Source organism: Methylomicrobium agile (assembly GCF_000733855.1).
GTDB classification, from domain to species: domain Bacteria; phylum Pseudomonadota; class Gammaproteobacteria; order Methylococcales; family Methylomonadaceae; genus Methylomicrobium; species Methylomicrobium agile.
In genome coordinates this window covers 1-13,378 of sequence record NZ_JPOJ01000003.1, presented here as the reverse complement: position 1 = coordinate 13,378, position 13,378 = coordinate 1, and the positions used below count along the sequence as shown (strand labels likewise).

At 45.0% G+C, this 13,378-nt stretch carries 11 protein-coding genes, 1 tRNA gene, 3 pseudogenes and 2 CRISPR repeat arrays; of the genes and pseudogenes, 2 read left to right on the top strand and 13 right to left on the bottom strand.

The genetic code is table 11. The features are described from left to right. The 11 genes and pseudogenes from CC94_RS0120655 to CC94_RS0120625 form a co-directional block, all read right to left on the bottom strand. Window positions 1-337 (bottom strand): oxidoreductase (locus tag CC94_RS0120655; protein ID WP_031431979.1); only part of this gene is annotated, 337 nt, incomplete at its 3' end. A 265-nt stretch (window positions 338-602) separates the two neighbouring features. Further along, a tRNA-Glu gene (locus tag CC94_RS24010) sits at window positions 603-675 on the bottom strand. Window positions 676-805: 130 nt separating this feature from the next. Further along, entirely contained in the window at window positions 806-967 is a 162-nt protein-coding gene (locus CC94_RS24005; protein WP_157203569.1) for a hypothetical protein, read from the bottom strand. Then, window positions 931-1,059: a hypothetical protein gene (locus CC94_RS25610; RefSeq protein ID WP_281174050.1), complete on the bottom strand. Its 129-nt coding sequence runs from the start codon at window positions 1,057-1,059 to the stop codon at window positions 931-933. Before CC94_RS25610 ends, CC94_RS24005 begins: the two co-directional genes overlap by 37 nt. Before the next feature lie 60 nt (window positions 1,060-1,119). Then, a complete protein-coding gene (locus tag CC94_RS24965) occupies window positions 1,120-1,353 on the bottom strand; it encodes a hypothetical protein (protein WP_245619821.1) in 234 nt (77 codons plus the stop codon). Continuing rightward, window positions 1,350-1,810: pseudogene (locus tag CC94_RS25165) on the bottom strand (glutamate--tRNA ligase family protein); the annotation flags it as partial. The pseudogene CC94_RS25165 and the gene CC94_RS24965, both read right to left, overlap by 4 nt. After that, window positions 1,771-2,217: a glutamate--tRNA ligase family protein gene (locus CC94_RS25160; protein WP_281174049.1), complete on the bottom strand. Its 447-nt coding sequence runs from the start codon at window positions 2,215-2,217 to the stop codon at window positions 1,771-1,773. The gene CC94_RS25160 and the pseudogene CC94_RS25165, both read right to left, overlap by 40 nt. Before the next feature lie 286 nt (window positions 2,218-2,503). Beyond that, window positions 2,504-4,823: a CRISPR direct-repeat array (repeat unit 37 nt; unit sequence GTCTTAATCCCTTCTTTATAAGGTCTGTTATTCAAAT). Between the two features lie 523 nt (window positions 4,824-5,346). Next, a CRISPR array of direct repeats spans window positions 5,347-9,295; the repeat unit is 37 nt; unit sequence GTCTTAATCCCTTCTTTATAAGGTCTGTTATTCAAAT. A gap of 73 nt (window positions 9,296-9,368) precedes the next feature. Continuing rightward, window positions 9,369-9,608, bottom strand: coding sequence for a Card1-like endonuclease domain-containing protein (locus tag CC94_RS25155; RefSeq protein ID WP_281174051.1), 240 nt, complete (start codon window positions 9,606-9,608; stop codon window positions 9,369-9,371). A 47-nt stretch (window positions 9,609-9,655) separates the two neighbouring features. Beyond that, window positions 9,656-10,330, bottom strand: a complete 675-nt coding sequence (locus CC94_RS25150) for a PDDEXK family nuclease (RefSeq protein ID WP_031431977.1) — start codon at window positions 10,328-10,330, stop codon at window positions 9,656-9,658. After that, a complete protein-coding gene (locus CC94_RS25145; RefSeq protein WP_084675432.1) occupies window positions 10,216-10,506 on the bottom strand; it encodes a Card1-like endonuclease domain-containing protein in 291 nt (96 codons plus the stop codon). The genes CC94_RS25150 and CC94_RS25145 overlap by 115 nt, the downstream gene beginning before the upstream one ends. Then, window positions 10,503-11,015, bottom strand: a pseudogene (locus CC94_RS0120625) (CRISPR-associated ring nuclease); the annotation flags it as partial. The gene CC94_RS25145 and the pseudogene CC94_RS0120625, both read right to left, overlap by 4 nt. A 17-nt stretch (window positions 11,016-11,032) precedes the next feature. On the opposite strand from CC94_RS0120625, the gene CC94_RS24190 reads away from it, so the two are divergent. Together CC94_RS24190 and CC94_RS25140 are read left to right on the top strand one after the other, a co-directional pair. Then, window positions 11,033-11,224 (top strand): hypothetical protein, encoded by a 192-nt coding sequence (locus CC94_RS24190; RefSeq protein WP_169740998.1) that lies wholly within the window; start codon window positions 11,033-11,035, stop codon window positions 11,222-11,224. A 338-nt stretch (window positions 11,225-11,562) separates the two neighbouring features. After that, window positions 11,563-11,694 (top strand): hypothetical protein, encoded by a 132-nt coding sequence (locus CC94_RS25140; RefSeq protein WP_281174048.1) that lies wholly within the window; start codon window positions 11,563-11,565, stop codon window positions 11,692-11,694. Window positions 11,695-11,897: 203 nt separating this feature from the next. Here CC94_RS25140 and CC94_RS0120605 read toward each other — a convergent pair whose 3' ends face one another. Further along, window positions 11,898-12,164 carry a hypothetical protein gene (locus tag CC94_RS0120605; protein WP_031431974.1) on the bottom strand — a complete coding sequence of 89 codons (267 nt, stop codon included), beginning with the start codon at window positions 12,162-12,164 and terminating at the stop codon, window positions 11,898-11,900. 413 nt (window positions 12,165-12,577) lie between these two features. Further along, window positions 12,578-12,881: pseudogene (csx16, locus tag CC94_RS21995) on the bottom strand (CRISPR-associated protein Csx16). Between the last annotated feature and the right edge of the window lie 497 nt (window positions 12,882-13,378).

Genomic DNA, 13,378 nt, shown 5'->3' with positions numbered 1-13,378 from the left:
ACTTGTTTCCACCCCTCGACCTGATCTTCTGACCAGATGCCGGCGTATCCGGATAGCCGACACCTTGCGGGGAAATACAGGTCGCTTCGCTTAAAATCAATCCGGCACTGGCTCTCTGCGTATAGTACTCCGCCATCAGCGCATTGGGCACTCTACCCGCGCCGGCACGGCAGCGGGTCAACGGCGCCATCACGATACGGTTGGGCAATTCGAGGTCGCCGATCTTGAGCGAATCAAACAGGGTATTCACTTTATGCTCCTTTCTTGTCTTGAATAACGGCTCGAATTTTACCGTCAGTAACTCGACGGCTCCGGCAATGCCATCGCGGGCTTGCATCGGTTCGCCGATACGTGGGCACGGTTGCCATATCCAGGGGCCGAGACGATGTTCGCAATGGCTTGCGCCAACGTATTGGCGTCAACCCTTTTCACCGGTGGCGGTTTGCCCGCCGGCCCTCATTCTCTGAAGCTGGGTCGTCCGGAATAATTGCTCTTTCACTCAAAAATGGACAAGGTTTTGTAGGATTGCTGCGAAATGCTAAGGGTACCTAAATCGCAGGCAATAAAAAAGGGCTATCCTCATTCGGATAGCCCTTCGAAGATGGCGTCCCCAAGGGGTTCGAACCCTTGTCGCCGTGAAAGGTGCAGTGTCCTAGGCCGCTAGACGATGGGGACAACAAATTAAGTTTCAATCCGACTGATTTGGTGGAGCAAGCGGGATCGAACCGCTGACCTCTTGCATGCCATGCAAGCGCTCTCCCAGCTGAGTATGGCCCCATCAGTAAGAAAGACTATTGTACAGTAATTACGGTTTCTGTCCAACGTTAATTAACTTTTTATCATCTCGATCGCTTTCGTATTCTGACAAAGTCTTACCCTTGCCGAGCAGCGCCAGGGTCACGTCAATCGCCGGCGAAACGGCCGTACCGGTCACCGCCACGCGGAGCGGCTGCGCCACCTTGCCCATGCCCAATGCTTCGCTTCAGCCAGATCGACGATTACCTGATGCAGCGCTTCTTTCTGCCAGTCCATCGGTTTCGGCGAACCGGTCGTGCACACGCGCCAGTACCTCCCCGGCTTCGGCATTGAAATTCTTTTAACCGCTTTTCATCGTACTCATCAAATCGCATAGAAAAAAGCGCTCGCCCGCGCCATCTCGACCAGAGTCTGGCTGCGCTCCCTTTGCGCCTTCACCACTTCGACCAACGCCGGCCCCTCCGAAGGATCGATGCCCAGCTGGCCGATGTGCCAGCTCAAATGACGCGCGACATGCGCCGGATCGCTGTTCATAATATATTGGTGATTCAGCCACAGCAGCTTTTTGGTATTGAAAGTCGAGGCGGAAACATTCACGTTTTCCAGTTCGAATATTCGACCATCTCGTCGACCGAAAAAACCTCCTGGATCGCCGTGCGACCAGCCGAGGCGCACCAATAATTCAGCAGGGCTTCCGGCAAATAACCGTCGTCGCGGAATTGCATCACGCTGACCGCGCCATGCCGCTTCGACAGCCGCGCGCCGTCCGGACCGAGAATCATCGGCAAGATGCGCGTATAACGCAGAGGAGCTCCCAACGCTTTCAGAATGTTCATCTGCCGGGGCGTATTGTTAATATGATCGTCGCGCGGATCACATGCGTCACTTTCATATCCATGTCGTCGACCACGACAGTCAGATTATAAGTGGGCGAACCGTCCGTCCGTGCAATCACCAGATCATCCAGTTCCTTATTGGCAACCACAATCTCGCCTTTGACCCGATCGTTGATCGTCACGGCGCCGTCCTGCGGATTTTTGAAACGGACCACATAATCGCGTCCGTCGTCGCCTTTATAGCCTTTATCCCGGCACTTGCCGTTGTAACGGGGTTTTTCTTATGAGCCATTTGCTCGTTACGCCACCGCTTCCAGCTCTTCCTTGCTGCAGCAGCAATAATAAGCATCGCCCTGAGCGAGTAATTGCTGAATAATTCCTTGTAACGATCGAAATGATGCGTTTGGTAGAACGGTCCTTTGTCGTATTCAAGGCCGAGCCAAGTCATGCCTTCGAGAATCGCATTGACGATTCCTGCGTGGAACGTTCGAGGTCCGTATCTTCGATGCGCAAGATAAGTCGCCGCCATGCTTGCGGCGTAAAGCCAGGAAAAAAGCGCGGTACGGGCACCGCCGATATGCAAGTACCCGGTGGGGCTCGGAGCAAAACGTGTAGTAATTGTCATTGAATTCCATTGTGAATTGAAGGGATTTAGCCCACTATTTTAGCCTTTATCGGGCATTAGCGACAATTCCCGGAAATGATCTCGGCAATCCTCAATTTAGCCTAGTACTCAGTCAATCTTGAAATGTCGGATCAGTAGTCCCCTATCGAGGAATTTCCCTGATGAGAGTGGCGATATGGCTAAGCAATACAGAGTGCGACTCACGGAGGAAGAGCGTACCGATTTAGAAGCTGTGGTTTACAAGGGAAAAGCTGCGGCGCATAAAAAGGTACAATTCAAAAACTAGGTCTTAATCCCTTCTTTATAAGGTCTGTTATTCAAATTTATAATTGGAGTACAACAATGAGCAACAATAATGTCTTAATCCCTTCTTTATAAGGTCTGTTATTCAAATGATCAGTTCCTCGAAGCGTGTCCGACCTATGTGGTCTTAATCCCTTCTTTATAAGGTCTGTTATTCAAATAGAGCAATCTTAGGAGGATAACATGAAGGTACACGTCTTAATCCCTTCTTTATAAGGTCTGTTATTCAAATGTCTTTAACGACGTGATGAAACAGGAGGAGCTCCGTCTTAATCCCTTCTTTATAAGGTCTGTTATTCAAATCCACTACCAGGTAGCAGGCTGCCAAGGGAACATGTCTTAATCCCTTCTTTATAAGGTCTGTTATTCAAATCCAAGGGAACATGTACTACCGGTACGTTAAGTACAGTCTTAATCCCTTCTTTATAAGGTCTGTTATTCAAATCCAAGGGAACATGTACTACCGGTACGTTAAGTACAGTCTTAATCCCTTCTTTATAAGGTCTGTTATTCAAATCCACTACCAGGTGGCTGGCTATCAGGGAAACCTGTCTTAATCCCTTCTTTATAAGGTCTGTTATTCAAATGAATAGCCCAAGGATGGGCTAGTCCGATGAACTTAGTCTTAATCCCTTCTTTATAAGGTCTGTTATTCAAATTGGCTATCAGGGAAACCTGTACTACCGGTTCGTGTCTTAATCCCTTCTTTATAAGGTCTGTTATTCAAATTCGTAAAGTACACGGACACCACCGTGTACTGCGAGTCTTAATCCCTTCTTTATAAGGTCTGTTATTCAAATTTTCAGGAGAAAGATCATGTTAGAAGTATTGTTTACAGTCTTAATCCCTTCTTTATAAGGTCTGTTATTCAAATAATGAAATATGCTCATATTCTCTCCCGATTATACAAGTCTTAATCCCTTCTTTATAAGGTCTGTTATTCAAATGGCTATTCCGATGAACTAGTACTGGTAGCCAGTAGTCTTAATCCCTTCTTTATAAGGTCTGTTATTCAAATCGGGTACCAGGGCAACATGTATTACAGATTCGTAAGTCTTAATCCCTTCTTTATAAGGTCTGTTATTCAAATAGCAGAACGAGGAGAAGTACTACGATGAGTACTTGTCTTAATCCCTTCTTTATAAGGTCTGTTATTCAAATACTTGGAGGAGTTCTACTCCTCCATTGACTAGCTAGGTCTTAATCCCTTCTTTATAAGGTCTGTTATTCAAATCTTAAGCAAGCGGTAACTAAAGTAAAACAACTGTCTTAATCCCTTCTTTATAAGGTCTGTTATTCAAATTACAGCTCGGAGCAGTTGCTCCAGATGGTGTAGTCTTAATCCCTTCTTTATAAGGTCTGTTATTCAAATACCTTCAACATCGAGGGCAGCTCAAACGATTATAGGTCTTAATCCCTTCTTTATAAGGTCTGTTATTCAAATACTACTCCTCCATTGACTAGCCTAGCTAGCCTAGGTCTTAATCCCTTCTTTATAAGGTCTGTTATTCAAATCAATAATCAAAGAGGCCACTACCAAGTTGCCGGCCGTCTTAATCCCTTCTTTATAAGGTCTGTTATTCAAATGCCACCGAGGAGGAGGCTCTGGACTTCATTGAAAAGTCTTAATCCCTTCTTTATAAGGTCTGTTATTCAAATGGTATAAATGGGACATGCTGACTGGTTTGATAAAGGTCTTAATCCCTTCTTTATAAGGTCTGTTATTCAAATCGTGTACATCTGGCTGAATGGTGCACCTCACCGTAGTCTTAATCCCTTCTTTATAAGGTCTGTTATTCAAATTGTATAATGTCGGGCGACTTGTTCCTCACGACACGTGTCTTAATCCCTTCTTTATAAGGTCTGTTATTCAAATAGGAGGAGAATGTATTATTCGCAAATAAGGAGTTGTCTTAATCCCTTCTTTATAAGGTCTGTTATTCAAATGACCTTGTAGACACTAATATTCCCGCCGTTGTTGGTCTTAATCCCTTCTTTATAAGGTCTGTTATTCAAATAGTTTTGAACATGATTATCAATGCGATGGCTGATAGTCTTAATCCCTTCTTTATAAGGTCTGTTATTCAAATCATATCTGGCTGAACCATACACCTCACCGTATGAGTCTTAATCCTTCTTTATAAGGTCTGTTATTCAAATAGGCTACCAGGGAAACATGTACGTTCGGCACGTCCGTCTTAATCCCTTCTTTATAAGGTCTGTTATTCAAATAGGAGGCCCTGGCGTATATTGATAAACATGAGGAGTCTTAATCCCTTCTTTATAAGGTCTGTTATTCAAATCAACATTCAAAGAGAACACTACCAAGTTACCGGGTCTTAATCCCTTCTTATAAGGTCTGTTATTCAAATCAACATTCAAAGAGAACACTACCAAGTTACCGGGGTCTTAATCCCTTCTTTATAAGGTCTGTTATTCAAATGGTCACCAGGGAAACATGTACTACAGATTCGTTCGTCTTAATCCCTTCTTTATAAGGTCTGTTATTCAAATGTAAAAAAATCGACCTACTCGACACCAATATTGTCTTAATCCCTTCTTTATAAGTCTGTTATTCAAATGACATCAAGGCAACATGTCCTACAGACTTGTCCGGGTCTTAATCCCTTCTTATAAGGTCTGTTATTCAAATTTTTAAACATGGTAGACAATGCATTGACTGATATGTCTTAATCCCTTCTTTATAAGGTCTGTTATTCAAATGATCTGATCGATACCAATATCCCATCCATCGTCGTCTTAATCCCTTCTTATAAGGTCTGTTATTCAAATATTGCATGAGCTGGAAACGGTTCAACGCGCTGGCGTCTTAATCCCTTCTTTATAAGGTCTGTTATTCAAATACCGATACAACGGTGTATTGTGACGAATCTTTAGGTCTTAATCCCTTCTTTATAAGGTCTGTTATTCAAATCGTGGGCTATGGTGTTGAGTTACTCTTGATCGAGGTCTTAATCCCTTCTTTATAAGGTCTGTTATTCAAATGGCTACCAGGGCAACATGTCTTACCGGTACGTCAAGGTCTTAATCCCTTCTTTATAAGGTCTGTTATTCAAATTAGGCTATCAAGGAAACATGTCTTATAGACATGTCTTAATCCCTTCTTTATAAGGTCTGTTATTCAAATATGAACTAGTTACTGGTAACCCAGTAAGGTACTCGTCTTAATCCCTTCTTTATAAGGTCTGTTATTCAAATAATGGCTATCAACAAAAATACCATCGTAACCCTGCGTCTTAATCCCTTCTTTATAAGGTCTGTTATTCAAATTTGCGGAGAAGCTAACTTTTGTTGGTCTGAGAAGTGTCTTAATCCCTTCTTTATAAGGTCTGTTATTCAAATGTTGAATCGATGGAACCCGGTTTCAGGGACTACGTCTTAATCCCTTCTTTATAAGGTCTGTTATTCAAATTTGAATAACATTCTAATTGGAGTAAGAAAAATGAGTCTTAATCCCTTCTTTATAAGGTCTGTTATTCAAATGAACTCTGCCGCCAATTTAGTAAAGGGCAGGGGGTCTTAATCCCTTCTTTATAAGGTCTGTTATTCAAATCTAACGTAATGGCTGATAGGGGGGGTTGATAACCCGTCTTAATCCCTTCTTTATAAGGTCTGTTATTCAAATTTATCGGCACGTCCGTTATAACGATACAACCGTGTCTTAATCCCTTCTTTATAAGGTCTGTTATTCAAATGGATTCTTGAACTAACTAACTAATAGGTGGCGTCTTAATCCCTTCTTTATAAGGTCTGTTATTCAAATCTGAACAAGCGCGCAAGAATGTCAAAAATCGCTTGGTCTTAATCCCTTCTTTATAAGGTCTGTTATTCAAATTGAGCGTAGACGCATTGTGTGTAATGTCAAATCAAGTCTTAATCCCTTCTTTATAAGGTCTGTTATTCAAATCTTAATAAAGAGCTGTATATATATGATGAGAATGGTCTTAATCCCTTCTTTATAAGGTCTGTTATTCAAATTTTATGATAGTGATAAGTCAACGCTCATCATAAAGGTCTTAATCCCTTCTTTATAAGGTCTGTTATTCAAATTATACTATACTAAAAGATTCTCAGTAACTAGAGTCTTAATCCCTTCTTTATAAGGTCTGTTATTCAAATGCCTGGGCGATGAAGACCTCATCGACGTGATTAAGTCTTAATCCCTTCTTTATAAGGTCTGTTATTCAAATAGTCGCTGAATCCGCATTGCGCGCCGAATTACTGTCTTAATCCCTTCTTTATAAGGTCTGTTATTCAAATTTGCCAATAGGAGAAGCTTATTATGAACATGAAAGTCTTAATCCCTTCTTTATAAGGTCTGTTATTCAAATTATGTAGCGGAAAGACTATGGTCGCAATTTCAAGGGTCTTAATCCCTTCTTTATAAGGTCTGTTATTCAAATGTTTAATTAGAGGTATTATGATCACACTAACTGAGTCTTAATCCCTTCTTTATAAGGTCTGTTATTCAAATAACGCCCTGCAGGAGGGCCTAACCTTCAATGTAGGTCTTAATCCCTTCTTTATAAGGTCTGTTATTCAAATGTAAAGGCTAACTTACTAATCGAGCAGAGATTTGTCTTAATCCCTTCTTTATAAGGTCTGTTATTCAAATTCAAGGTGAGCAGCAGTTAGGATATCTAAAGACTGTCTTAATCCCTTCTTTATAAGGTCTGTTATTCAAATCCATCAAGGAAACCTGTATTACAGGTTTGTTCGAGTCTTAATCCCTTCTTTATAAGGTCTGTTATTCAAATAAGCTGGCTTCAAAGACTTTGCCTTATCAACCTATGTCTTAATCCCTTCTTTATAAGGTCTGTTATTCAAATGAAGTTTTTCCGCTGCATAGATGAAGTGCCCATAGTCTTAATCCCTTCTTTATAAGGTCTGTTATTCAAATAAACGGAAATATCAAAGTCTCTATGCTGCAGGGGTCTTAATCCCTTCTTTATAAGGTCTGTTATTCAAATTCCTATCGCATAAAGTCTACAATGATGTGCTGTCTTAATCCCTTCTTTATAAGGTCTGTTATTCAAATGATTTCTTATCCAACGTAACACTGGTTCATAGCAGTCTTAATCCCTTCTTTATAAGGTCTGTTATTCAAATTTAATTGCCCTTATCCATTCATTAACTGATAAACTGTCTTAATCCCTTCTTTATAAAGTCTGTTATTCAAATTAAAGATTCTCAGTAATTAGAACTATAGACAATGGTCTTAATCCCTTCTTTATAAGGTCTGTTATTCAAATAACGATGTAACGCAGAATGTAGAGCTGATTCAATCGTCTTAATCCCTTCTTTATAAGGTCTGTTATTCAAATATACCCTTCAACGTAGAAGGCAGCCCAAATGATTGTCTTAATCCCTTCTTTATAAGGTCTGTTATTCAAATGTTCGGTACACCGACACTACGGTGTACATGGACGGTCTTAATCCCTTCTTTATAAGGTCTGTTATTCAAATTAGGTCATGGGAAAAATTATGGGAGGAACTAAAAGTCTTAATCCCTTCTTTATAAGGTCTGTTATTCAAATGGGTTTGAGAACATCACTCAAGCTAATGGCAGTTGTCTTAATCCCTTCTTTATAAGGTCTGTTATTCAAATAAGGCTCTACAAATGACTACAGAGTGGAAAAGGAGTCTTAATCCCTTCTTTATAAGGTCTGTTATTCAAATACATTTGGCTAAATGGCTCTTCGGAGCGCTTGAGCGTCTTAATCCCTTCTTTATAAGGTCTGTTATTCAAATTCTCAGGCTCTATGGAACGGCTAAGCTTCAAGAAGTCTTAATCCCTTCTTTATAAGGTCTGTTATTCAAATCTAGAGTCACGGCGAAAAGGTTAGAAGAATTTCAGTCTTAATCCCTTCTTTATAAGGTCTGTTATTCAAATGGATTATTGAACTAAACTTAAAACCGACTATCTTAGTCTTAATCCCTTCTTTATAAGGTCTGTTATTCAAATGTCATGTTAGAGAAAGAAGAAGAAGCTAAACGAAGTCTTAATCCCTTCTTTATAAGGTCTGTTATTCAAATGGATTTGAACCTTAAATTCTTTTATAAAAAATTGTGTCTTAATCCCTTCTTTATAAGGTCTGTTATTCAAATGAATACATGAATCAAAAATTGATGAGCCACATTCTGTCTTAATCCCTTCTTTATAAGGTCTGTTATTCAAATACTTACTTTTGAGAGGGATCATCTATGGAGATTTTGTCTTAATCCCTTCTTTATAAGGTCTGTTATTCAAATTAAAGATATGAACAAATACAACGCAACGATCGAAAGTCTTAATCCCTTCTTTATAAGGTCTGTTATTCAAATTCACAAAGCCCAAAAGCTCGCATCTGACGCACTCGTCTTAATCCCTTCTTTATAAGGTCTGTTATTCAAATCTATCATGTTATTTCACATTGAAACTTTAGGTGAGTCTTAATCCCTTCTTTATAAGGTCTGTTATTCAAATAGACGTTAGTGAATTTATTGACAATGACGCTTTGTCTTAATCCCTTCTTTATAAGGTCTGTTATTCAAATATGAAAATGACAAAGATGTTAGTGAATTTATTGACAGTCTTAATCCCTTCTTTATAAGGTCTGTTATTCAAATTAGAGTGCGCTAATCACTAGCGCACTCTTTACGCTGTGTCTTAATCCCTTCTTTATAAGGTCTGTTATTCAAATTTCGAACATATTAAAAGACAATACGACTATTTAGGTCTTAATCCCTTCTTTATAAGGTCTGTTATTCAAATAGCTCGTTCATACTCTCCTCTATTTTTCAGATGGTTACAGATAGGGTTGCCAAGATTTTTCATATTTGAAAAGTTAACCGTTGGGACTGAGCCATTTTTTCAGTTGCTGCTGTAAATTCTTCAGCTCGGAAAGACTACAAAGCGTAATGTTCAGTTCTTTTGCACGGGCACGGCTGCTTTTGTCCAGCGTATTGAAACTGATCAGCATGGCCTTGCCCTGCAGGCCGCCCATCAAATCTCGCAGGCTGTCGAGTTTATACAATACATCCGCGCCTTGCGTCGAGTCCCTATAGCTTTTGGTTTTGCATTCGATTAAATGCAGCCGGTTAGCTTTGATCAGGCCGATGTCGATTTCGTTCTTTACGGCTGTTTTCCGGCAGGGTGCCGGCTTATCGTAATGTTACAGGCAATATCCTGGATGCCCGAAGCTTTCTTCAGCCCCAAGCATTCCGCATAGGCGAACATTTCCAGCCAGCCGCCGTTGGCGGTAAAGCGGGCCTGCGCATCAACGAATTTCAGGGAATGGCCGTTGATCCTGCATAATCCCGCTTGCTCGAATAAATCCAGCAGCTCCCAGAGATGAGGTCGGGATTGAGGGCCAGAGTCGATTTCGACAGTCAATTGAGGGTTATCCGCATTCAGCGCCAGATAATTCAGCGTACTCAATTCGGACGCATAGCGATCGATGTCGGCGATCAGTTGGCGCGTCAGCCGGCGAATGGGTTCGGCAACGCCGGCAGGTTCCGGAATTTCGACTTTTTCGGCGCCATAGGCCATCAGATAATCCTTCAGTCTCAAGCAGTCGGCCAGGTCCTGCGCGGGTTTGCCGGGCGACAGCCAAAGCAGCCGGTCCTGTTCCGGATGAATGTAATAAATGGGCAGTTCGCAACTGCGGAAGGCTTCGTAAGCGGCAATGCTCATCAGTTTGGTGCCGCCGGTCGCATTGAGGGCGATGCCGCCGTCCGGATATTGCGCAAGCAGGTCGAGTATCCGGTCGCTGATGTGTTCCGCATCCCAGGGTTGTCGATCGTACAACGTTCGATACGGATGCCGCGCGGCTTGAAGATGTTTTCGAGCGCCTGGCTGCGCTCGGTCATATCGGGGCTGACCAGCATCACGACTTTCTGCGGACGCAAGCTGTCGTCTAGGATCGGCGTAATGTTGGGTATCGGCTGCGCCGATACCAGGATCAGGTGAGTGCTGATAGTCATGGGTTCTCAGTAAGCTGGATGTAGAGTTGAGCGTCAATGCGCTTGAGCAGTTTTTCCTTGTGCTGGGCGCTAAGAAAGCTGTGGACGAAACCTTGCTTGATCATCGCCAGCACATCCCATTGGCTGAGCCGGTAACCGGACATGGCCGCCGCGGCGAGATATTCGTCCGCCAGGCTGGTGCGGCTGATGCCGGGGTTGTCGGTGCACAGGGTCAACGGCAGCCCTTTGCGCCAAAGTTCCATCAACGGATACGGCGGACAATCCCGGCTTTCGGAATAGCGCGGGTCATGAAAGCCGACAACTTCGCGGTTGGAAGTGGGGCACAGTTCCAGGCAGATGCTGCGGTCCCGGAAACGTTGCGCGAGTTTGTCGTTGTCGTTCAGAGTCAAACCGTGGCCAATGCGATCGGCATGCAGATGATAAGTTGCCTGCCAGATGGATTCGGCGGCTTCGCCTTCGCCGGCGTGAATGGTGATCGGCAAACATTCCGCAAAAGCGGGTTGAAAAGATGCGCGATAGCCTCCGGTTGAGTTTGTTGTTCGTCGCCGGCCAAATCCAGCCCGGCGATGAAATCGGGCAGTCGCCGCTTGGCGATAACGGCTTGACGGATGGTATCCGCAAGTTCGATTTCCTTGGCGCGGCGATCGGCGATGATGATAAAGCGAAAGCAAGGTTTTTTTCTGTCGGCAAACTTGTCAGGCTGTCATTCAAGGCCTGATGGAACGACTCGAGAAATGCCAGGCTGTCGCCGTATTTTTGCGGGCTGCCGCGCAGCTCGATATAAGCCAGTCCTTCGGCAACGGCCTGATCGACCCACGGCCTGCGCGTAAGGCGCAATCGCGGCGGGATGACCGAGCAAGGCCGAGCCGGTCAATTCGCCGGGACGTTCGTAAGCGGCAAAGCCTTTTTCGTGCCGTTGTTTCAGCCCGATGCGCGGCTCGGTAACGTACCAGAGATTGTGCTGTAATTGCTGATCGCTGGAGTGAAGCAACAAGGCGGCTGTCCGATGGCTGCGCGTGCCGTTGGCTTTCAGGGATACGGGCCAATCCCAGGCCCATGTTTCCGCTTGCAGCAGCGGCTGGCAATCCTGAAGCGCTTGCGCTGTTCGGCCGGTCAATTTCGCCAAATCGCCTGAGCGACATGGCGCTGGGCATTCAGATCCAGGCAGCCGCCGAGGTGGCGGTGTAAATCGCCTTAGGCAGAGCGGTTAACCAATCCCGATGGTTTTCGGTCAGACGGAATTACGCAGTTGATCGATCGGCGAGGAGGCAAGCGATACAGGCTACGCCAGTTTTCGTGCGTTTCATCGCGGCTGATGTCCTGCAGGTAGTTGCCGAACAGGCGGCTGCTGGCTTTTCGCGCTTGGACAGTTCCTGGCGAGGCTCGCGCCGCTACGGCAAAAGTGGCGATTTGACCGGCCTCGGGCAACGGAAGCGGATAGTCTTCGGTTTGATGGGCTCAGCCGCATCGACTTTGATATCCAGCAGGTCGCTACGGACGGTCTGGCCGGCAACCAAGGGCGTCACCAGCGCGGCCCACTCCGGGGGCAGCGGCTGGGTAAACACCGACGGCAGCGCCTCGCGAAACTCCTTCGGCAACCATCGGCGCTGATCACATGCAGCAATGCCTGACAGCCAGCAGCTGCCGGCCCATTGCATATCGCGCTCATCGTTTCCGCCGCCGGCAGCGACAGCACGACCTGGCCGCGCCGCTGTGGTAGATGCGCCTTGAGGCAGGCGCGCACGATCAATTCGCGAATGGCGGCGCATTCCTGCTGCGTGGCAAGCTGGTCGGTGCTTTCTGCCCGCACACTCTAAGAATGGGCGAGCGCGGCCAGCAGGCAATCCACGCTTTCAGGGAATCGAGGCTTCTTGCGTGCCCTGGGTCGTACAGACCCAGATCTCGTCTGGCTCGGCAAGCCTATATTGTGCTCTAAGGCCTAACAGTTTTTCACGTTGGGGGATGATGGTGGTAGAGCGGGAATTTCCCGGGGGCCAGAAAGGCGTAGACTTCCGAACGACGGCCCAACTGGCGCCGAGGGTACAGAGGAGAATGTTACGCATGGTTTTTCTTATTGTAATGGTTCATCGCTTTTCTTGAGCCGGTAGCGTTCCAGTTTGGCTCCGAAAGCGACCATCTGTTCGGCGGTGAGCTCCCTACCCCGCCAGTCTTCGGGAATCCGGAGGGACAGATGGATATAGGAAGCCTTTCTCGCAAACCTCCGCGACCAGATTGACCGGGAGGCTACCGATAACGGTATCGCCCGAATCGATCATGTCGATGTCCAGATGAGCGAGCTGATGGTCGACTACGATGCCTTGCTGCCGTGCCCAGTCGATTGCGCCGGAGTGGCGGGTAATGAAGTAAGTGGTCATGATTCAAATGTGTTGCCTGAAATCAAGTTATCGGTAGGTTTGTCCCCTACTTGTTGATCGAGTAGCGACCATATAATCACCTCGATTGGCTGATGCCGCATATCTAAAGGAATAGGTATGGATTCTGGGACGTGTTCAATTATCAGCCGAATGGGTTGCATGGTTATTGCTCCATCAATTTTAAAACGTCTCGTGTCGGACATATTCTTTGTCTTTGCTTGGGTCTTTTTTCTGGGTCATCGGCCTCCAGTCGCCTGCCTGTTGCATCAGCGATTGAATCCGTTCCAAAATCGATTGTTTATCCGTGCTTTGCCATTGCCCAGTTTTTACGGCATCCAGCAACACAAATAATCTTTTTTGTTGGGTCTTTTTTGTCTTTCAATAATTGGGCAATATCACGCTCAAACGGGGCAAGTCGGCCAGCCGATTTTCGGCTTCTTGTTGCGCGGCCTCAGCCCTTGCTTTTTGCAGGCGCTGTTCCTTTTCGTCGCGAAATT

Bases quoted from the DNA above. Each gene is read 5' to 3' on its own strand.
- CC94_RS25160 (WP_281174049.1), bottom strand. From the start codon at position 2,217: ATGACAATTACTACACGTTTTGCTCCGAGCCCCACCGGGTACTTGCAT.
- CC94_RS25145 (WP_084675432.1), bottom strand. From the start codon at position 10,506: ATGACTATCAGCACTCACCTGATCCTGGTATCGGCGCAGCCGATACCC.
- CC94_RS0120605 (WP_031431974.1), bottom strand. From the start codon at position 12,164: ATGCAATGGGCCGGCAGCTGCTGGCTGTCAGGCATTGCTGCATGTGAT.
- CC94_RS25140 (WP_281174048.1), top strand. From the start codon at position 11,563: ATGTTTCCGCTTGCAGCAGCGGCTGGCAATCCTGAAGCGCTTGCGCTG.
- CC94_RS24005 (WP_157203569.1), bottom strand. From the start codon at position 967: ATGGGCAAGGTGGCGCAGCCGCTCCGCGTGGCGGTGACCGGTACGGCC.